The sequence below is a fragment of the Bradyrhizobium sp. CCBAU 51745 genome (assembly GCF_028128715.1).
Taxonomy (GTDB): Bacteria; Pseudomonadota; Alphaproteobacteria; order Rhizobiales; family Xanthobacteraceae; genus Bradyrhizobium; species Bradyrhizobium manausense.
Map to the genome: position 1 here is coordinate 84811 of NZ_LBJP01000078.1, position 19700 is coordinate 104510.

The window sequence follows — 19700 nt, forward strand, 5'->3', positions numbered from 1 at the left end:
AGGGCAGCGCTTCTCGCCGCGAGTACGGTATCGTAGGGTGGGCAAAGCGAAGCGTGCCCACGTATTGCAACATTCGGCGAGAGATGGTGGGCAAGGCGCAAGTGCGCCTTTGCCCACCCTACGATTCCGAGCCAGCGGAGAGATATCCCTCACTCGTGTCGCTGCATGCGGTTGGACACTACCGCGCGGTCTCGATCTTCAGCTGCTTGATCTTGCGGTACAGCGTGGCGCGGCTGAGCTTCAGCGCGCGGGCGGCTTCGGTGACGCGGCCGCTGTGCTTGCGGAGCGCCTCGATGATCGTGGCGCGCTCGGCCGTTGCGAGATCGCTCTCCGCAGTTCTCCCGCCGAAAGGCGGCAGGTCGAGATCGGCATCGGTGATGACGCCGTCCTCCGCCGTGCAGCCGGCGAGGCGCAGCACGTGGCGGAGCTGGCGCATGTTGCCGGGGTAGGGATAGGCCGAGAGCCGCGCCCAAGCCTCAGGCGAGAGGCGGCAGTTCGGCGCCTCCTCGCGCGCGATCTTGCTGATGATGTCGTCGCGGTCGGCGCGGTCGCGCAAGGCGGGCAGGTGCACCTCCATGCCGCGCAGGCGGAAATAGAGGTCGGCACGGAAAGCCCCCTCCTCCGCCATGCGGCCGAGATCGCGATGGGTGGCGCTGATCAGGCGGATATCGACGGCGACAGGCTTGAGCGCGCCGAGCGGCCAGACCTCGCGGTTTTCCAGCACGCGCAAGAGCCGTGTCTGCAACGCGATCGGCATGTCGCCGATCTCGTCCAGGAACAGCGTGCCGCCATCGGCCTGCACGATCAGGCCCTTCGAGCCGTCGCGCCGCGCGCCGGTGAAGGCACCGGCCTCATAGCCGAACAGCTCGGCATCGATCAGGCTCTCCGGCATCGCCGCGCAATTCAGCGCGACGTAATTGTTGCGCGCGCGGTTGCTGGCGGCGTGAATGGCGCGAGCGAACACGTCCTTGCCGACGCCGGTCTCGCCATGCAGCAGCACCGGCAGATTATGATCGCCGATGCTCTTCAGGCGCTTCACGCTCTTGACCATCCCGGGATCACGCCCGGCCAGCCGATGCAGCGCGTCGAAGCGATCGACGGGCGCATCGTGACGCAGCGGGGCAGATCTTGCGCGCAGCGGCGGGGAGACATGGCTCTGGCCCAGCGGCCGGCCATCAGCGCGGCGCAGCTCGACGATCTCGTCCGCGTTGCGCGTATGATCGTGCTTGATGTAGCGCGCCAGATCGATGCCTGAGGCAATCAGGCCGTCGGTGAGACCCAGCAAGGCGCGCGCCGAGCGGCAGGCGCCGACGATGCGGCGGTCATCGTCGTAGGCGAGCAGGCCGCTGCCGCCATCGCCGGGCACGGTCGCGATCCAGGCATTGCGGAAGTGATCGCGGAAGATCGCGCCTTCCATCCGCCGGGTCGCTTCCATGGTCACCGCGAGCGCGAGCTGATGCGCGGCGCGCTCGAGATCCGCGCGGCAGGAGGTGATGTTGACCGCGCCGGCGAGGTGCCCGGCCTGGTCGAACAGCGGTGCAACGGCGCAGGAGAACATGTGCCACTGCGCGCGAAAATGCTCGTCGCGATGCACCAGGATCGGCTTCTGCTCGGCGAGGCAGGTGCCGAGGCCATTGGTGCCCTCGAAGGTCTCGGCAAAGTTCGAGCCGGTATAGATCTTCCAGTCCATGAACATCCGCGCGTCGGCCTCTCCAGGCAGGCGGCTGAACAGCATGGTCGCGTTGGCATCGGCCAGATTGACGCAATAGCCGGCGTCGCGCAGCACGCGGGCGAGATCGTCGAGCTCGGGCGTCAGCAGCCGGATGGTCTCTTCCATCGGCTCGGCGACGTGACGTATCTCGGCTTCGGTGAGCGTCTGCGGCGGGCCCAGACGGGCGGGGTCCAGCTTGTGATTGATCAGGCAGCGCCGCCAGGAATTTTCGATGCGCGAGGAGGCGTCGACCTCGGCCAATTGATTGGCCACGGACAAGACACGGGCGACATGGTTCGAGGCCGAAAGGCTGGCCATCGCGGACGTCTCCACCCTGTATTATTGTGCAAAGTTGGCACCACAGGCGGGGATGTCAATCGGGAACCGGTTTCGCAGTCATTCCGGGGCGGCTCGAAGAGCCGAACCCGGAATCTCGAGATTCCGGGTTCGCGCTAACGCGCGCCCCGGAATGACGTTGCGTTGCTATTGCTGCACCGCCCTCACCATGTGTCGATGCACGGCCGCTTCTTCTCCGTCCGCGCCGGCGGCTTCGGCACGGACCGCAGCCCCGCCATGATCCAGCGGCGCGTTTCGGCGGGATCGATGACGTTGTCGATCTCGAACACCGAGGCGATCGAGACCGCCTTGCCGTTGGCATAGAGCTCGGCGACCTTGTTGCGGTAGTAAGTCTCGCGCTCCCCAGGGTCGGCGATCGCCTCCATCTCCTTGCGGAAGCCGAGGCGGACATAGCCCTCCAGGCCCATGCCGCCGAACTCGCCGGTCGGCCAGGCCGCGGTGAAGAAGGAGGCGTGGAAGCCGCCGCCGATCATCGACTGCGCCCCGAGACCATAGCCCTTGCGCAGCACGATGCCGAACAGCGGCACCGTGAGGCTCGCACCCGTGACGAACATGCGCGAGACGTGGCGGACAATCGCGGTCTTCTCGGCTTCCGGGCCAACCATGAAGCCGGGCGTGTCGCAGAGCGAGACGACAGGCAGATCGAAGGCATCGCAGAGCTGGAGAAAGCGCGCCGCCTTGTCGCCGGCATCGGCATCGATGGCGCCGCCGAGATGGCGCGGATTGTTGGCGATCAGGCCGAACGGTTTTCCTTCGATGCGGATCAGAGCCGTGATCATGCCGACGCCGTAGTCGCGCCGCAGCTCCAGCACGCTGTCCTTGTCGGCGAGGAGATCGATCACGCTGCGGATGTCGTAGACGCGCAGACGGTTCTCGGGGATGGCGCGGCGGAGCAGGCGCTGATCGGCCGCTTCCCAATCCTTCACTGCGCCCTGAAAGTAGGACAGGTATTTTTGTGCGACCGAGGTCGCCTGCTCCTCGTCTTCGACGAGGATGTCGATGACGCCGTTCGGGGACTGGAACGAGACGGGGCCGACCTCGGCCGGGTGATAGACGCCGAGCCCGCCGCCCTCGATCATCGCAGGGCCGCCCATGCCGATCGAGGCGTTTCTGGTGGCGATGATGACGTCGCAGCAGCCGAGCATCGCGGCATTGCCGGCGAAGCAATAGCCGGAGACGATTCCGATGACAGGCACGAGGCCGGAAAGCCTTGCGAACTGCACGAAGGACGGACCATCGAGGCCGGTCATGCCGAGCCGGTCGGTGTCGCCCGGCCGGCCGCCGCCGCCTTCGGCGTAAAACACCAGCGGCACGCGCCAGTCTTCCGCAAGCGTCAGCATGCGGTCGATCTTCTTGTGGTTCATGTGGCCCTGCGTGCCCGCGAGCACGGTGTAGTCATAGGCCAGGACGATGCAGCGCGCCCCCTCGGGTCCGAACTTCTCGGCGTTGACGGTGGCGACGCCCATGATGAGGCCATCGGCCGGCGTGTTCTTGATGAGATCGTCGAGCTTGCGCCGGCGCCGCTGCGCCGCGATGGCGAGGCTGCCATACTCCATGAACGAGCCGTCATCGACCAGCTGCGCGACGTTCTCGCGCGCGGTGCGCTGGTTGGTGTTGCGGCGGCGCTCGACCGCGGCCGGGCGGTTTTCATCGAGCGTGTTGGCCTGGCGCGCAATCAGCTCGGCGAGATCAGGGCGGATGTGATCGAGATCGATGTCGGCCTCGACATCAGCGCTATCGGCCGCCACGTCGAGCGGCTCCAGATAAAGGATCGGCTCGCCATGCAGCAGCGTGACGCCGTCGCCGGCCGCGACCTTCATGACGCGGCCACCCTGCTCGGCCATGACGAGATGCTCCATCTTCATGGATTCGATCACGGCGAGCTGCTGGCCGGGGCGCACGATCTCGCCCTCCTTGACCTGAATGGTGACGATGGTTCCCTGCAGCGGTGCGGCCACCATGACCGCGCCCTCGGGCACCACTTGCGCCACGTGCGCCTCGGCGGCGTGTGCACCGCCGTGCTCGGTTGCGGCAAAATAGAGCGGCTTGGCCGCACCGTCGGCCGCCTCGACCAGCTTGGCGATGTTGCGATCGATGAAATCGGTCGCGATGCGGTTGGTCCGGAAATCGGGATGCGCCAGCACCGCCTGGAGAAAGGCGATGTTGGTGACGACGCCGTCGATCCGGAACTCGCGCAGCGCGCGCGAGGCCTTTGCGACCACGTCGTGCCAGGACTCGCCCGGCGTATGCACGATGACTTTTGCAAGCAGCGAATCGAAGGCCGCGCTGGTCTTGTAGCCGGCATAGCCAAAACTATCGACGCGGACGCCGGGGCCTGACGGCGGCTCGAACACCGCGAGCACGCCGCCGGTCGGATGCGTCGCGCCCGTCTCGTCCAGCGTCTCCATGTTGACGCGCAGCTGCATCGCATAGCCGCGCGGCTTGGGAATCGCACCTTGCGCGAGACCGAGCGTTGCCAGCGACGAGCCCGCGGCAATCGCGAGCTGGGCACGGACGAGGTCGAGGCCGAGCACTTCTTCGGTGACAGTGTGCTCGACCTGGAGCCGCGGATTGGCCTCGATAAAGGCAAAGCTGTCCTCGGCGGTGCCGTCGATGAGGAATTCGAAGGTGCCGAGATTGTCATACGATGCCGCAGCCGCAAGCTGCTTCGCGGCCTCGATGATACGGCCGCGCAAGCTGTCACTCAGTGACGGGCTCGGCGCCACCTCGATCAGCTTCTGGTGCCGGCGCTGGATGGTGCATTCGCGCTCCCAGAGATGCGAGATCGCACCGTGACGGTCGCCGATGATCTGCACCTCGATGTGGCGTGCCTGCCGGATCAACTTCTCGGCATAGACGCCGTCGAAGCCGAACGCCGCCTTGGCCTCGGACTGGCAGCGCGCATAAGCCTCGGCGAGATCGGCGGCGTTCTCGACGACGCGCATGCCGCGGCCACCGCCGCCCGCCATCGCCTTGATCACGATCGCCGCATTGCCGCCGAGCGAGGTGAAGAACGCCGAAATCTCCTCCAGGCCCGAGGGACCGCTGGTGCCGGCGATGACGGGCACGCCGCAGCGCTTTGCCGATTGTCGCGCCGCGACCTTGTCGCCGAACAGCTCCAGTGCGGCCGGCTTTGGTCCAACGAAGGCGATGCCCGCGTCAGTGCAGGCTTTTGCGAATGCCGCGTTCTCGCTGAGAAAGCCATAGCCGGGATGCACGGCATCGCAGCCCGCGCGCTTCGCCGCCTTCACCACCGCCTCGATGTCGAGATAGGCCCTTGCGCCGCGGCCGGGGATTTCGACCGCCTCGTCCGCGACGCGCACATGCAGCGAGAGCGAATCGTCAGCGGGATGGATCGCGACCGTGGCGATCCCGGCATCAGCCGCGGCGCGGGCGACGCGGATGGCGATCTCGCCGCGATTGGCGATGAGAAGTTTCTTGAACGACATCGTCTCTCTCGCTCAGACTGCGGCAGGCTGGTTCGGGTTGAGATCCTGCTTCTTCACCTTGCCCGTCGCGGTCAACGGCAATGCCTCGATGATGCGTATCTCCGGCACCTTGTAGACGGCCATGCGCTCGGCGCACCAGGCGCGAATGTCTTCGGCGGAGATGGTGCCTGATGCCTCCGGCTTGAGCTGGATATAGGCTACCGGCACTTGCCCCTTGTCAGGATCGTCGCGCCCGACCACGCCCGAGCCCAGCACCTTCGGGTGCTGTCCCAGCAGCGCCTCGATCTCCGGCGGAAACACGCTCATGCCCTTGACCTTCAGCATCTCCTTGCGGCGGCCGAGGAAGTGCAGAAAACCGTCCTTGTCGATGACGCCGATGTCACCGGTGCGCAGCCAGCCGTCGATCAGCGACTCCGCGGTGGCCTCCGGCTTATTCCAGTAGCTCTTGAGCAACGAGGGCGTGCGGACGCGAATCTCGCCTTCCGCACCGAGCGGCAGCAGCGCGCCGGTCTCGAAATCGGTGATCTTGAACTCGGCGCCGGGGACCGGCAGGCCGACGAAGATCGGCTGGTTGTTGAGGTCGAAATCGTCGTCCTGGAAGCCCGCGGTGAAGGTGTTGGAGGTGTGGGTCTCGGTCATGCCCCAGGCCGCCTCCATCAGGATGGTGCCGGTGAGGTCCTTCCAGCGCTTGCGATAATCGGCATTGAGCTTCTTGACGAAGGAGACGACGCGAACCTGCTGCAGCGATGACAGATCGAACTCGCTCCAGCGCGGATGGTCCATCAGCTCGACGGCGCAATCGACCGGCATCGCCGTGATCGTGACCTTGTACTTGTCAATCGCGGCCATCGCGCCGACGGCGTCCCAGCGGGCCAGCAACACCAGCGTCCCTCCGGCGAACAGCGGGAAGATCAGGCCGGCGTTTTCGCCGGCGATCCAGAACTCCGGAAAGAACGACAGGGAGACGCTGCTCTCATCTGATTGCATCGAGACGCCATAGTTGGCGGCGGCCGTATAGACCATGTCGCGGTGGGTATGGACGCAGCCCTTGGGCATGCCGGTGGTGCCGCCGGTGTAGTTGAGCGCCGCGACCTCATCGAGGCCGGGCGGCGGCAGCGGCGCCGGTGCAGGCAGCGCGGCAAGCGCCGGCAGCAGGTCGGTCGCGCCTGCGACCGCGATGCGCGGCGTGCGGATCGACTCCGGCGTCGGAAAGGCCGGCGTTGCCGGCACGACATCGGCAAAGCTGGTGACGATAATCTCGCGCAGCTTCACCTCGCCCCTCACCTGCTCGACGACGGGCATCAAATGATCCAGCGCCACAATCACTTCCGCCTGAGTGTCGTTGAGCTCGTAGGACAGCTCGAACGCACGCGACAGCGGGCTCACGGGAACATGGACCGCGCCGAGCTTCAAAATGCCGAAGAACACGATGTGGAATTGCGGGCAGTTCGGCAGGAACACCGCGACGCGGTCGCCCTTGCGCACACCCTTGGCCTGCAGCAGCGCCGCAAAGCGCTCGCTCTGCTGGTCGAGATCGGCATAGGTCGTGACGTGACCGTAGAAGATCACCGCCGGGCGCGTCGGGCTCTGCTTCGCCCAGGCGCGCAGATATTCCGTCAGGGGAACTTCGCCATGCAGATAGTTCGGCGAGCGCGGCAGGCCCTTGGGCCAGGCCTTCTCCCACAGCCCGTGCAAGGTGGCGAGGTAGTCCTTTTCGTTGAGGCCTGCACTCATGACGTCTTTCCCGGTGCTTTTTCTTTTCTGGCACAGATGTGCCTTATCGACGTGATTACACGTCGAGCACGGCGAACGTCATGTCAAGACAAACAGTTCATCCGCATCCCGGGCGATGCCGTGACGCGGAAAAACGCCGAGCGGGTGCGCGCGTCAGGCCGCCCGCACGCCGGAAACGAAGGCGCCGACCTCGTTCTCCAGCGATTGCAGTTTCTCGGCGAGCCGTCCGCTCGATTGCAGCACGAGGCCTGCGGCCTGACCGGTCTCGGCCGTCGCATCGGTGACGCGGGAGATGTTCTGCGAGACCTGGTCGGTGCCGGACGCTGCCTCCTGCACGCTGTTGGCAATGGCCTGCGTCGCGGCGCCCTGCTCCTCGACCGCGGCCGCGATCGACGAGGAGATCTCGTTGACCTCCATGATGGTGGCGCGGATGCTCTCGATGTTGCCGACGACCTGGTTGGTCTCGGCCTGGATCGCGGTGATCTGCGCGCCGATCTCGTCGGTGGCCTTCGCGGTCTGGCTCGCCAGCGACTTCACTTCGCTCGCGACCACTGCAAAGCCCTTGCCGGCCTCGCCGGCGCGCGCAGCTTCGATCGTCGCATTGAGCGCGAGCAGGTTGGTCTGCGAGGCGATCTGGTTGATGAGATCGATGACCTCACCGATCTTGTGGGCGGCCTGCGCGAGCCCCTGCACGGTGTCGTTGGTGCGCTGGCCGTCGGCGGCCGCCTTGTCGGCGACGGTCGCCGCCTGCGCGACGCGCTGGCTGATGTCGGTGATCGAGGCCGACAGCTGCCCGGCGGCGGACGCAACCGTCTGCACATTGTGCGAGGCCTGCTGGCAGGCGGTGGCGACGAAGCTGGCGCGCTCGGTTGCCTTGTCGGCGGTCTCCGACATGCATTGCGCGGCCTGCTGCATCGCGCGCGCCTCGTTGAAGACGTCGCGGACCACGGCGTGGACGCTCGCCTCGAACTTGCCGGCGAGATCGGCCATGGTCTTGCGCTTCTCGTCGTCGGCCTTCTGCTTGGCTTCCTGCTGCTCGGCATGCATACGGCTTACGGCCGACGCATTGTCCTTGAACACGGCCAGCGCCTTGGCGAGGCCGCCGACCTCGTCGGCGCGATTGGTGTAGGGCACCTCGAACGCGCTGTCGCCGGCTGCGAGGCGTTCGGTGAGGTCAGTAATTTTCGCCAGCGGCCGGGTCACGCTGCGGCCGATCACGAAGGAAGCGCCGAGCACGAGCACGAACACCGCGAGGCACACCAGACCAAACGTCGTCGCATCCTGGCGGAAGACGACGTCGACGTCGTCGAGATAGATGCCGGTGCCGATGATCCAGCCCCAGGGCGTAAAGCCCTTCACATAGGAGATCTTCGCGACCGGCTGCTCGAAGCCGGGCTTCGGCCAAAGATAGCTGTAGAAGCCCGCGCCCTGTTTCTTGACGACGTCAACGAAGCCGACGAACAGCGCGTTGCCGGACGGATCCTTCATTGCGGCGAGATCCTTGCCGTCAAGCTCGGGCTTGATCGGATGCATGATCATCTTCGGGGCCATGTCGTTGATCCAGAAATACTCGACCTTGTCGTACCGAAGGCTCTTGATCTCCGCCATGGCGCCGGCCTGCGCCTGCTCGCGCGTGAGCTTTCCGTCGCTCTCGAGCTTCTGGTAATGCGCGAGGATGCCGTAGCCGACATCGACCATGTGCTGGGTCTTGGCCTGGCGGTCGGCAATCATCTGGCTGCGCAGGGTCGACAGCGCGATCGGCGCCAGCACGATCATGCCGACGAGGCTGATGCCGACAATGAGGACCAGCTTGAAACTGATGCGTGAGAAAATCATCGGTGCTCGCAAGATTTGGCGGGGAGATATGCCAGATTATCCCGCTCCCCCTTAGCAAAGCTTTAAGCATTCGGGTTCCCGAGGCGGATCTTCTGCGAATCGCTGGCACCGAAACCAGATCAATGCTGTTGGTTACGCCTAGCGGCCGCCCTTGCCGAGCACGAGGTCGATGGTGTGGGCGGCGATCTTGCGCAACTGGGGCTCGTCATCGAAGGCGCGTTCGAGCACGGCGAGGCCGCGCGTCACCGTGATGATGTGCAGCGCAGCGGCGGCCGGGTCGCCGCTGAACTCGCCGCGCGCGGCGGCTGCTTGCAATGCGTCCTGAACCAGTGCGGCGATGCGCGATATCAGGTTCGCAAAGGCCTCCCGCGCGTCCTCGTCAAGACCTTCACCTTCGGCCGCACCAAGCTCCATCAGCCCGCGCGTGGTCGGACAGCCGCGCGGCGGCGAGCCGGAGCGGAAATTGGTGATGGTGAGGTCGAAAAACGACATCAGTCGTTTGCGCAATGAGCCGGTGGCAAGCCTCTTTTGCAGGGCGAGCAGGTAGTCGCCGGCGTAACGCTCATAGGCCTGGAGGAACAGCGCCTCCTTGCTGCCGAAGGCGTTGTAGAGGCTGCCGCGCTGAACGCCTGAAGCGCGCGCGATGTCCGACAGTGAGGCACCGCGCACGCCTTTGCGCCAGAACTGATCGAATGCGATGCGCAGGACCTCGTCATGATCGAATTCGCGCGGCCTCAATGGACACTCCGAGTATTTGACACAGCGTCAAGAATGTGATTTCTAGACATCGTGTCAAAAACCAGGCGGGATTGATAGCCCGTTTCGCCAAGGGGCCGAACGACCGGTGCGTGCATACACCGGGCCGGTCGGCGTCGCACGTAAAGGGACCAGCCGATGCCCCTGCTTCACATCTCGATGCGGGCCGGAAAGCCCGACGCCTACCGGCAGGCAATCCTCGACGGTCTCTATCGTGCCATGCACGAAGCGCTGAACGTGCCTGAGGGCGACGAGTTCATGACCATCAGCGAGCTATCGCCGGCAAACTTCCGCTGCGGCAACGCCTACGGCGTCAACCGCAGCGACGACGCCGTGCTGATCCAGATCACCGTGTTCGCCTCGCGCACCCCTCAGCAGAAGAAGGCGCTGTACCGCCGGATCGCCGAGCTGCTCGGCGACAACCCCGGCATCCGCCCCGAGGACGTTTTCGTCAACGTGCTCGATGCCCCCGCGGAGAACTGGTCGGTCGGACACGGCGTTGCTCAGTTTGCGTGACCGCTGAGGACCTGTCACCTTCTTGAGACTTGCGAAGGAGGCGTGACATGACGACGTTCCGGGGAAGCTGTCTGTGCGGCGAGGTTGCGTTCGAGGTCGAGGGGCCGTTCGATCGCTTCCTCAACTGCCATTGCTCGCGATGCCGCAAGGCGACCGGCACGGCACATTCGTGCGAGGTGATCGTCAGGGCAAGCGCGCTGCGCTGGCTGCGCGGTGAAGCATCGGTCGCGCGCTTCGATCTGCCCGACGCGCGCAGCTTTGCCACCGCATTCTGCAAGACCTGCGGCAGCCCGATGCCGCATCTGACGCGCAGCGGGCGCGAGGCGATCATCCACGCCGGCGCGTTCGACGAGCCGCTGGGCGCAAGGCCCGACCGACATGTGCAGTGGGCCTCGCGTGCGGAATGGTATGTGCACGGAGATGAATTGCCGGTCGAGCACTAAGGCTCAGCTTCCCGCAGGCGCGCCGTGGTGACGGTGATACGCGCTCGGCGCCGGCCAGGACCAGCCTTTCAATGTCGATCGATCCGGCTCGAAGATTTCGATCTTGAGCGGATGACAGGCTGCGGCATCGCTGGAATGAGTTGCGCTGCAGTCCCCGCCGGGACAGGCCGACAACGCGCCGAGCAGGTCGATCTCGGCAAACAACTCGATGAAGTCGCCGGGACGGACCGGACTTGCCTTCATGAAATATTGGTGCGTGTCCTTTGTGAAGCCGGTGCACATGAAGACGTTCAGCACATCGTGGACATGATGCTCCACCGCGGCGGGATCGAGCTTCAATTCGGCGGCGAGCGCGCGCGACAGGTTGGAGTGGCAGCAGAAATCGTAACTCGTGCCGTTCAGCAGGAGATTGGTGTAGGGATCGCAGCGCGTGCCGATCACATCATGGATGCCGGCGCCGTCGGCGTCGAAACCATACCAGCCCAGCGTATCGTGACTGATGGTCGCCATCGGCCGCAGATAAGGCATCGTGCTCCAGAGCCTGTTACCGAGGCCGACATGCGTACCGTGAAGCGCCCGCGTCTTGCCGCTGAAGAAGCGCTCGGAGAGATCAGCTTCGTTCCAGAGATTGAGGTCGCCGACCTGCGGGCCTTCGATGCTGACGATGCGGACAAACTGGCCGCGCGCCACGCGAAAGGCGCGCGCATCGCGCGGCGGCACGATGAGCTCGTGCGTCTTGACCATCGTCTGCCGCGCCGATTCGAGCGTGGTCATGTCAGGCCCGGGCATCGACCCCGCCGGATAGACGATGGCCGGCTTGGCAGCACGGCGTGAGTCTGCATCGGTGGGGACGGATGAGTTCTTCAGGGACATGATGGCCTCAATCACGGGGCAAGACAGGCGGCGGCTCACACTGGAGAAGTGATTTTATCGCCTCACCTCAAGGCGAAGCAATGCACCCCTCCATCAGCGCGTCGAGCTCGGCCTTGGAGAGCACGCCGAGCTCGGCGATGAAGACGATGCGCGCGCGGGGCATGCCTGGTGCGGGCGCGTCACCCGGCGCAAGCGTTGCGCGGCCGCCGGCGAATTGGAACACCATCTGGCGGCCGGGCTGCTCGACGGTTTCGAACAGGCCTTTGGCGCGCGCCAGTTTCGGTGCCAGCTTGCCGATCACCTGCTGCAGGCGCGGCAGCGAGAGCTGATGGTCAGAGGTCCAGCTCAGCGTCTCGAAGCGTTCTTCGGCCGGACGTTTCGGCCCCGGCTGGCGCGGCGCGGGCGCGCGATCGCTGGCGGGAAACAGCAAGGCGGATGGAATCTCGCCGTGCCTGGCATCGACCACGACGGCGGGCACGCGCTGGGCGCGGATCGCCTTGCGCATCCGCGCGCCTGCGCCTTCGCCGGCCAGATCCAGCTTGCTCAACGCCACGATATCGGCGACGCGCAGCTGCGAGCGCTGCAGCGCATCGTCCAGCGCCGCCGCCGGCGTTGCCGCGTCGATCACACACAGCACCGTTTCCAGCGGCGCCTCGCGCAGGATCACCGGATCCATCAGATTGCGCACGATGTCGGCGGGATCGGCGACGCCGCTGGTCTCGATGACGATGTATTCCGGCCTGGGATCACGCCGCAGCAAGGTGGAGAGCGTGCGGAGCAGATCACCTTCGAGCGAGCAGCAGATGCAGCCATTGGCGAGACTGACAACGCCATCGCTTGCGCCTGCGATCAACTCCGCATCGATATTGATCGCGCCGAAATCGTTGACGACGGCGGCGATGCGCCGTCCCTCCGCGTGAGCCAGCAGACGATTGACGACCGTGGTCTTGCCCGCCCCCAGAAAGCCCGTCACCAGCAGAATGGGGACCGGCATGGATCAGCTCGCAATGACGGGACGGCGGATGGGCTTTCCGGGCCGTGCCGCGACATCCAGCACGCCGTCAGTGATCAACAGCTGACCGCTGACGACGAGATGCCGCACGCCTTCCGCCGGACGATTCATCGCGGTGAAAGTCGCACGGTCCGACAGCTTCTCGTAGTCGAACACGACGATGTCGGCGTCGGCGTCCCTGGCGAGCCGGCCCTTGGCGCGCATCGCGGGCGTGCTCTGCGACAGGATCTCGGCGGGGATCAGCGCGCATTTGCGCACGCCTTCGAGCAGCGACACGGTCTTGCGCTCGCGCACCCATTCGCGGATGAATTTCGTGAAGCAGCCGGCCGAGCGCGGATGCGAGGTGGCATCGTCAGGCAGCGGCCAGGCGTCGCCGGTGTAGGTCTTGCCGTCCGACGTCGTCCACGGCATCGCGTCGGAGGCGATCGCGCCGCCGGGATAGAGCACCGACATGTCGAGCAGATCGCGATGATGCGCATTGTGCTCGGTGTCGAGGATGTGCCAGAGCACCAGCGAGGACGGCTCCTCGGCCTGCGCCTTCAAGAGCTCCTCGCGGTCGTGGAAGCGGTAGCCGTCGGTCACGCGCTGCACGGAATCGTAGCCGGTGCCGTTGCGCTCGACGAACTCGGGATCGCTGAAGAAGGCCGCCGCCAGCACCGTCGAGCCGGTGCCGTAAGGATAGGCCTCGACCGTGATGGGCAGGCCTTGCGCCTGCGCCTTCTCGATCAGCACGCGGCAGCGTTCGACGTCGGTCTTGCTCGACGAATTGAAATGGCAGATGTGCATATGCGCGCCGGTGGCGCCGGCATAGCCGATCAGGCGGATATAGGCTTCCGCCGCACTTTCAGGGTCGATGCGCGACATGTAGGCGACATGGGTGAAGGTCGGCACGTTCTGCTCGGCGGCGAGCTGGCAAACCGCGGTCAGCTCCTGCACGCCGGCGCCCGGGGCGTAGGCGTTCAGGATGCCGATGCCGATGCCGCCTTCGTTGAGGCCGCGCGCAAGCCGATCGAGGATACCCGTCACCTCGGCATCGCTCGCCACGTTATCAATCCAGCGTCGGTCGCGCATGGCATTGCCGAACGCCTCCAGCGAGCTCTCCGCATTGGAGCCGGTCATCGCGCCGATGCGCGCAAAGGCCCAGTTGGTGGCCGCGCCGTAGTTCAGCACGCGACCCTTCCGCGCCTGACGCTCGTACCAGGAGCCGACCGGCAGCACGCCGGCCTCGAGATCCAGCGTCGTCGTGACGCCGTCGAACGCCTGCATGCGGTCGGCGGGAATCGACTGGCCATGGGCGTGCAGATCGATGAAGCCGGGCGCGACCACGAGGCCGGTCGCATCGATCACCCGCTCGGCGCCGCCGAGCGAGGCGCCGACCGCGGCGATCTTGCCGTCGACCACGGCCACGTCGCCGATGGCATCCATTCCGCTCGCAGGATCCACCACCCGGCCGCCCGAGATCACCAAACCGCTCATATCGCCACTCCGCCAAGCCATTTCCAAAGCCCCCAAAGGCCCGGCAGCAGCTTCGGAGGCGAGATCATCTCTATAGAGACAGATTTCCAAGCCAGCCACCACCTCCACGGAAGCCGATGCATCATGCCCGGACCGGAGGTCCGGCCGCCGCAGCCAGGGGTGTCAGGCCGCTACTCTTGGGCGCAAATGACACCACCATCACTTCTCGCGCGCTTCCTGCCTGTATCGTTCCAGCAGGCCCTCCGCCTTCATCTGTTTCAGAACGGCAGCGAGGCGCCGCGCGAGTCGGCTTGGGTCTTGTGCAGATGGCGGTAGACCTCGGTGAGTGTCGCTTCGACAGAAAGGATCCCGATCGGACGCTTGGTGCCGCGAACGATGTAGTCGAGCGGATATTCGCGGGCGATGCTGGCGCGCGCACTGCGGTTGCCGACGGAGATGTGAATCGGATTCGGACCATCGATGACTTCGCGAATCTCGACCGCGCGGATACCGGGCAGGCGCCGAATGCCATTGAGCTGCAAGCTTGAGATGGTTCTGGTCGAGCGCCCAAAGGCGTCGCTGAGGCTCGCAAGGTAGCTCGGGCCGATCTCGTCGAGACGCGTCTCGATGACGCCGACCTCATGATCATAGTCGAGATAAAGTTGAAGCGCAGTCAGCGTCAGCGTGACGAGCGAGCTGAACAGCAGAACGGCCGCCAGCAGGCGGAAACCGATACCGCTGCGCAACTGTCGAATATCTCTGCAGTGCGGGAGCCGAGCAAGTCAGCTGCGAGCGGCGATCCGATGGCCTGCAAATCCGCCTTCGCGGCGACGGGCTTAATGGCGTAGCGACCATTGCGATCATTTTCGCCCTTGTCCAAGTACCATTCCCCCCGAAGCATGGACGGAAACCGCGAAGCGCAATCTGCGCCTCGGGATTCGGTGTGGCAAGTCAATGACCGGCGGGTGTGAAATCAACCAGAGCTCGTCGGAAACCGGCGCGGACGAACGGGGATCTTAACACTGCGATGGGTGCGAATGGTGCGCCTTCAGAGCAGAACCGAACTCGTATGTTGTTGAAATGAATCCAATCATCTTTATGAACACCGACCAATAACTAGGTCGAACAGGCCGAGTGCGCTGCCAGCGCTGCCGCTCCCACGATTAGGTGCCCCTCGACCTTGCGAGATGATTTTCCGTTCGCCGCTCTCGCCGGCTCCATGGCGCTTGCGGGTCGTGCTGTATGTATCCTGTCTTGTCAGTTGAAGCGGGAAGATTGGAGAAATGCGGCAAGGCGCTCGGTCTTCGGGGCGGCGAACATCTCGCGCGGGTTCCCCTCCTCGCCGATGCGTCCGCCGTTCATGAAGATGACGCGGCTCGATACCTCGTAGGCGAAACGCATCTCGTGGGTGACCAGAAGCATGGTCATGCCATCGTCGGCGAGCGAGCGCACCACCTGCAGGACCTCCGCCACGAGTTCGGGGTCGAGCGCCGAGGTCACCTCATCGAACAGCATCAGGCGCGGGCTCATGGCTATGGCGCGCGCGATGGCCACCCGCTGCTGCTGGCCGCCGGAGAGCTTGGCGGGGTAGTAGTCCTTGCGCTGGAGGAGACCGACGCGGTCGAGCCAAGTTTCGCCGAGGGCGCGCGCCTCCTCGCGGCCCATCCTGCGCACGAGCGTCAGGCCGAGCGTGACGTTCTCCAACGCCGTCATGTGCGGGAACAGGTTGAACTGCTGGAAGGCCATGCCGGTGAGCGCGCGCTGGCGGGCGATCTCCTTCTCGGCCTTGCGCTTGCGCTGGCCGCCGGCGGTGGAATAGCCGATCTCCTCGCCGTCAATGCGGATCGTGCCGCCCTCGAACTCCTCCAGCATGTTGACACAGCGCAGAATCGTGGTCTTGCCGGAGCCCGACGAGCCGATGATCGAGATCACCTCGCCCGCCCGCACGTCGCAGTCGACGCCCTTGAGCACCTCGACCGGACCGTAGCTTTTTCGTAGGTCCCGGATTTCCAGAAGGTTCGCGGTCATTAAAGCGCCTTTCACGCGAGGCTCACGCGGCGCTCGACGTACCGGCCGAGGCGCTCGATGGCGAAGTTGACGAGGAAGTATAGGAAGCCGGCGAGGAGATAGAATTCGAGGCTGTGGAAGGCGCGGCTGATGACCTCCTGCGTGCGCAGGAGAAGCTCGGCAACACCGATGACCGAGAGAAGCGTCGAGGCCTTCACCATCTCAGCCGCTGTGTTGATGAGCGGCGGGAGAGCCAGACGCAGCGCTTGGGGACCGAGTACGTAGCGAAAGGTTTGCCCGAACGTCAGGCCGATCGCCTTGGCGGCCTCCGTTTGTCCTTTGTGCAGGGTTTGCAGCGCCCCGCGTGTGATCTCGCCGACATGCGAAGCGCAAAACAGGGTGAGCGCAAGGACGCCAGCTTGGAAGGCGGACAGATCGAGGCCGACAGTGCCGAGAATGTAGAAGCTCGCCAGCACCAGGACGAGGACCGGCGTGCCGCGGATCACGTCGGTGTAGACGCGGGCGATTCCCCGCATGGCGCGGTTGCCGTAGGTTAGAGCGAGGCCGAGGCCGGTGCCGAGCACCGTGCCGCCCAGAATGGCGAGGGCGGAGATCGCGACCGTGGTGCCGAGGCCGTAGAGCAACGGCCAGCGCGCGAGCCAGACGATCTCGAAGAAAGAGAGAGGTGGGGTCACGGGGCCTTACCTCGAAACGGCGAGTCGCGCTTCGAGGCGGCGCAGAAGGGCGGCAAGGATCGCGCAGGTCGCGATGTAGAGCCCGCTCGCCACGATCCACGTCTCAATCACGCGGAAGGTCTCGACGTTGATCTTGCGCGCCTCGAAGGTCAGCTCGGGCACCGCGATCGCGGCGGCGAGCGAAGTGTCCTTGAACAGGCCGATGAAGGTGCTCCCCAGCGCCGGCAGGACGGCTCGGAACATCACGGGCAGGACGAGCCGCCGGCGGATCTGCCCTTCCGTCAGGCCGATGGCGAGGCCCGCCTCGCGCAGGCCTTTGGGCAGGCCCAGAAGGCCGCCGCGGAACACCTCGGCCAGATAGGCCGCCGAATACAGGGCCAGCGCCAGCACGAACGAGTTCGCCTTCGACAGACGCAGCCCAAGCTGCGGCAACGCGAAGAAGGAGAACAGGACGATAACGAGAAGGGGCAGGTTGCGGAACAGTGTGACGTAGGCACCCGAGGGCACCGACAGGGGCCGGGATCGGCTGATCCGCCCGAAGGCGAGAATCAGGCCGAGGGCGCAGCCGATCCCGATCGCCACAAAGGCCAGGGTGAGGCTGAGGCCCAGACCCCAGAGCAGGTTGTCGAAGTTGCGCCAGACGGCGTCGAAGTTCAGGGTGTATCCCATCGGGATCACTCGCTTGGGCGTGGGGCGGTGCGGGCGCGGAGCCTGGACCGCCAGCTCAGCCGGTTACTTGAACTCGACCGGGAAGCCGATCGCCGGGGGCGGCAGATCCTTGCCGAACCACTTCTTGAAGGAGGCGGCGTAGGTGTCGAACTCGACGCCCGTCATCGCTTCGTGCAGGGCAGTGTTGACGAAGTTCAGCCAGTCCTGATCGCCTTTGGCAACGGCGCAGGCATAGGTCTGCGGGCTCCAACCGTACCCGGCGTCCTTGTACTGGCCGGGGTTCTGTGTGACGTACCAAGCGATGGACGACTGGTCGGTGGCGGCGGCATCCGCGCGGCCCGACTGAAGCGCCTGGTAGAGCAGGTCCTGGGACTCGTATTGGTCGACGCTCGCCTTGGGAAGCGCCTTGTGGACGAGTTCCTTGGCATAGACGTTCTGGAGAACGGCGATGGTCGCGGACGAGCCGGCCGCCTTCAGTGCGGCGTAGTCGGCGTACTGGCCGCCTTCCTTCAGCATCAGGCCAACGCCCTCACGGTAATACGGGATCGTGAAGTTGACCTGCTGGGCGCGCTCGCCGGTCACGGTCATGAATTGGCAGGTTATATCGACCTTGCCGGTGGTGATGTTGGGGATGCGCGCGTCAGACGACTGGTTGACGAACTCGACCTTCTTCGCGTCGCCGAACAGTGCCTTGGCGATGATCTTGGCCATGTCGACATCGAAGCCCTGAAGCGTGTCGGACGCGTCCTTGAAGTGCCAAGGCGGGTTGGTCGAGCCGGTGCCCACCACGAGCTTGCCGCGTGCCAGCACGTCGTCGAGCTTGGCCGCCATCGCGCCGTTCGGAAGAAGGGCGACGGACGCGGTCGCCATGAGCCCCAGCACCACTGCCTTCGGATTCATTGCCATGCTCTACCCCTGTGTCCATTATAGTAGACATACAAACGCTACAGCGGACTACCTTATCAGTGGACATGCCCTGATCTTTGTCAACTGCTTTTGGAGCACGTGGAAGCTGGACCTCGGCGGTAGGTGATCGATTTCGCGTCGTGCTGCGGAACATCGCACGCAGCACAAGGTCATTCGACCGGGCAGGTCTGGCCGTTCGCCCCCACATCAAGACCCATAAGCTGGCCAATCTCGCCGGTTGCGGCGGCGGGACCCGAACGAAGTCTTCGGCTGTTGCGGAATGCGCGATCCAATCGGGAATTCGTCGTTAGACAGCTCACGGCTTTCACAGCCGGTCTCGCCATAGTGCATCATCTTAATCTCTGGTTGATGATGCAGGCCATCGCATAATCGTTGGCAGGCACATCCGGCACGACGGTTGTGACGACGATCTACCAATGCGCTGCTTTGCATTGCGGAGACTTTTGGTTTGAATTGGTTTGAGAGACTGAAATTACTTCGCGAAGGTCGCCGGTCGATTGGGCCAAACGAAAGATCGCCAGATCGACGCCTTGGCTGATCTCGGTGCCGCGCTTCGCGCGCGCGTCGCGCCAGACGTTGGCGAGCTCTGGGCCATGGTGAACGGCTACGCATTGGCCCATCGCGCAGGGCTGGATGCGATCATTCGCGTTCTCCGGCCCCCCGAGCAATGGCTTGCATTGGTGAGGAAGAACGGATCGATCTCGTGACGGATTACCATCGCCGCGCCGGAATCCGCCTTCCGCGGCCCGAACTGCACGCGACCCTCCATGCCGTGGTCGAGAGCCAGATTGCCGATCCCGAACTGCCGGTGCGAAGCACGGTGGAACGACTGATGGACGAGGGGCTCGATCGCCACGAGACCATTCATGCGGTCGGCTCTGTCCTTGCCGGACACATGAACGAGCTGGTCCGCAAGTTCGAAGAGCGTGGCGCGAAGCCCGGAACAGGAGCCGGCGAGGATCCGAATGTCAGATATTTCGAGCAGCTGAAGGCCCTGACCGCCGAGCAGTGGCTTCGGTCCGGCTGAGCCACGCGTGAGGCGCGGCCTTGAAACTGGCGCTCCCTAGGGGAATCGAACCCCTGTTTCAGCCTTGAGAGGGCCGCGTCCTAACCGCTAGACGAAGGGAGCGTGAGGGAGAGGACATAGCCGCGAATTTTGCCGACGGCAAGGTGGGATTGACGGGTTTCGAACGTCTCCGCAGCCTCGTCCTGGCGAAAGTCACGACCCATTACCCCGAATGGTCGTGGTTAAGGCACATC

At 65.0% G+C, this 19700-nt stretch carries 16 protein-coding genes and 1 tRNA gene; 3 read left to right on the top strand and 14 right to left on the bottom strand.

The genetic code is table 11. The annotated features are described in order from the left end of the window. Positions 1 to 178 precede the first annotated feature (178 nt). The 5 genes from XH98_RS20870 to XH98_RS20890 all read right to left on the bottom strand — a co-directional run bounded on the left by XH98_RS20870 (position 179) and on the right by XH98_RS20890 (position 9825). Positions 179 to 2029, bottom strand: a complete 1851-nt coding sequence (locus XH98_RS20870) for a sigma-54-dependent Fis family transcriptional regulator (RefSeq protein WP_271619745.1) — start codon at positions 2027 to 2029, stop codon at positions 179 to 181. Positions 2030 to 2211: 182 nt separating this feature from the next. Continuing rightward, positions 2212 to 5517: an acetyl-CoA carboxylase family protein gene (locus XH98_RS20875; protein ID WP_271619746.1), complete on the bottom strand. Its 3306-nt coding sequence runs from the start codon at positions 5515 to 5517 to the stop codon at positions 2212 to 2214. A 12-nt stretch (positions 5518 to 5529) separates the two neighbouring features. Next, positions 5530 to 7251, bottom strand: a complete 1722-nt coding sequence (locus tag XH98_RS20880) for an AMP-binding protein (RefSeq protein WP_271619747.1) — start codon at positions 7249 to 7251, stop codon at positions 5530 to 5532. Between the two features lie 153 nt (positions 7252 to 7404). Beyond that, positions 7405 to 9087 carry a methyl-accepting chemotaxis protein gene (locus tag XH98_RS20885; protein WP_271619748.1) on the bottom strand — a complete coding sequence of 561 codons (1683 nt, stop codon included), beginning with the start codon at positions 9085 to 9087 and terminating at the stop codon, positions 7405 to 7407. A gap of 138 nt (positions 9088 to 9225) precedes the next feature. Then, positions 9226 to 9825, bottom strand: coding sequence for a TetR/AcrR family transcriptional regulator (locus XH98_RS20890; protein WP_271619749.1), 600 nt, complete (start codon positions 9823 to 9825; stop codon positions 9226 to 9228). A gap of 156 nt (positions 9826 to 9981) precedes the next feature. Here XH98_RS20890 and XH98_RS20895 point away from each other — a divergent pair, with 156 nt between their 5' ends. Then, positions 9982 to 10359 (top strand): tautomerase family protein, encoded by a 378-nt coding sequence (locus XH98_RS20895; RefSeq protein WP_271619750.1) that lies wholly within the window; start codon positions 9982 to 9984, stop codon positions 10357 to 10359. Positions 10360 to 10406: 47 nt separating this feature from the next. After that, positions 10407 to 10802 (top strand): GFA family protein, encoded by a 396-nt coding sequence (locus tag XH98_RS20900; RefSeq protein ID WP_271619751.1) that lies wholly within the window; start codon positions 10407 to 10409, stop codon positions 10800 to 10802. 3 nt (positions 10803 to 10805) lie between these two features. Here the strand turns inward: XH98_RS20900 and XH98_RS20905 are convergent, their stop codons facing one another. The 8 genes from XH98_RS20905 to XH98_RS20940 form a co-directional block, all read right to left on the bottom strand. Then, complete coding sequence (locus tag XH98_RS20905; RefSeq protein ID WP_271598378.1) at positions 10806 to 11675, bottom strand: urea carboxylase-associated family protein; 870 nt, start codon at positions 11673 to 11675, stop codon at positions 10806 to 10808. 67 nt (positions 11676 to 11742) lie between these two features. Beyond that, entirely contained in the window at positions 11743 to 12669 is a 927-nt protein-coding gene (locus XH98_RS20910) for a CobW family GTP-binding protein (protein ID WP_271619752.1), read from the bottom strand. A gap of 3 nt (positions 12670 to 12672) precedes the next feature. Next, a complete protein-coding gene (locus tag XH98_RS20915; RefSeq protein ID WP_442868613.1) occupies positions 12673 to 14163 on the bottom strand; it encodes an amidohydrolase family protein in 1491 nt (496 codons plus the stop codon). Positions 14164 to 14420: 257 nt separating this feature from the next. Then, positions 14421 to 14888: a hypothetical protein gene (locus tag XH98_RS20920; RefSeq protein ID WP_271619754.1), complete on the bottom strand. Its 468-nt coding sequence runs from the start codon at positions 14886 to 14888 to the stop codon at positions 14421 to 14423. A 511-nt stretch (positions 14889 to 15399) separates the two neighbouring features. Beyond that, complete coding sequence (locus tag XH98_RS20925; RefSeq protein ID WP_057747007.1) at positions 15400 to 16170, bottom strand: amino acid ABC transporter ATP-binding protein; 771 nt, start codon at positions 16168 to 16170, stop codon at positions 15400 to 15402. An 11-nt stretch (positions 16171 to 16181) separates the two neighbouring features. After that, positions 16182 to 16844 (bottom strand): amino acid ABC transporter permease, encoded by a 663-nt coding sequence (locus XH98_RS20930; RefSeq protein ID WP_271619755.1) that lies wholly within the window; start codon positions 16842 to 16844, stop codon positions 16182 to 16184. A 6-nt stretch (positions 16845 to 16850) separates the two neighbouring features. Next, positions 16851 to 17513 carry an amino acid ABC transporter permease gene (locus XH98_RS20935; RefSeq protein WP_271619756.1) on the bottom strand — a complete coding sequence of 221 codons (663 nt, stop codon included), beginning with the start codon at positions 17511 to 17513 and terminating at the stop codon, positions 16851 to 16853. Positions 17514 to 17576: 63 nt separating this feature from the next. Then, a complete protein-coding gene (locus XH98_RS20940) occupies positions 17577 to 18383 on the bottom strand; it encodes a transporter substrate-binding domain-containing protein (protein ID WP_409363907.1) in 807 nt (268 codons plus the stop codon). 760 nt (positions 18384 to 19143) lie between these two features. Between XH98_RS20940 and XH98_RS20945 the strand changes: the two genes are divergently transcribed. Then, positions 19144 to 19467, top strand: coding sequence for a hypothetical protein (locus XH98_RS20945; protein WP_271619757.1), 324 nt, complete (start codon positions 19144 to 19146; stop codon positions 19465 to 19467). Positions 19468 to 19494: 27 nt separating this feature from the next. On the opposite strand, the gene XH98_RS20950 is transcribed toward XH98_RS20945, so the two are convergent. After that, positions 19495 to 19569: transfer RNA gene (locus XH98_RS20950), tRNA-Glu, on the bottom strand. Positions 19570 to 19700 lie beyond the last annotated feature (131 nt).

Excerpts from the sequence above, each read along its gene's own strand:
- XH98_RS20870 (WP_271619745.1), bottom strand. The coding sequence starts at position 2,029 with ATGGCCAGCCTTTCGGCCTCGAACCATGTCGCCCGTGTCTTGTCCGTG.
- XH98_RS20875 (WP_271619746.1), bottom strand. The coding sequence starts at position 5,517 with ATGTCGTTCAAGAAACTTCTCATCGCCAATCGCGGCGAGATCGCCATC.
- XH98_RS20880 (WP_271619747.1), bottom strand. The coding sequence starts at position 7,251 with ATGAGTGCAGGCCTCAACGAAAAGGACTACCTCGCCACCTTGCACGGG.
- XH98_RS20885 (WP_271619748.1), bottom strand. The coding sequence starts at position 9,087 with ATGATTTTCTCACGCATCAGTTTCAAGCTGGTCCTCATTGTCGGCATC.
- XH98_RS20895 (WP_271619750.1), top strand. The coding sequence starts at position 9,982 with ATGCCCCTGCTTCACATCTCGATGCGGGCCGGAAAGCCCGACGCCTAC.
- XH98_RS20900 (WP_271619751.1), top strand. The coding sequence starts at position 10,407 with ATGACGACGTTCCGGGGAAGCTGTCTGTGCGGCGAGGTTGCGTTCGAG.
- XH98_RS20905 (WP_271598378.1), bottom strand. The coding sequence starts at position 11,675 with ATGTCCCTGAAGAACTCATCCGTCCCCACCGATGCAGACTCACGCCGT.
- XH98_RS20910 (WP_271619752.1), bottom strand. The coding sequence starts at position 12,669 with ATGCCGGTCCCCATTCTGCTGGTGACGGGCTTTCTGGGGGCGGGCAAG.
- XH98_RS20915 (WP_442868613.1), bottom strand. The coding sequence starts at position 14,163 with ATGAGCGGTTTGGTGATCTCGGGCGGCCGGGTGGTGGATCCTGCGAGC.
- XH98_RS20925 (WP_057747007.1), bottom strand. The coding sequence starts at position 16,170 with ATGACCGCGAACCTTCTGGAAATCCGGGACCTACGAAAAAGCTACGGT.
- XH98_RS20935 (WP_271619756.1), bottom strand. The coding sequence starts at position 17,513 with ATGGGATACACCCTGAACTTCGACGCCGTCTGGCGCAACTTCGACAAC.
- XH98_RS20940 (WP_409363907.1), bottom strand. The coding sequence starts at position 18,383 with ATGGCGACCGCGTCCGTCGCCCTTCTTCCGAACGGCGCGATGGCGGCC.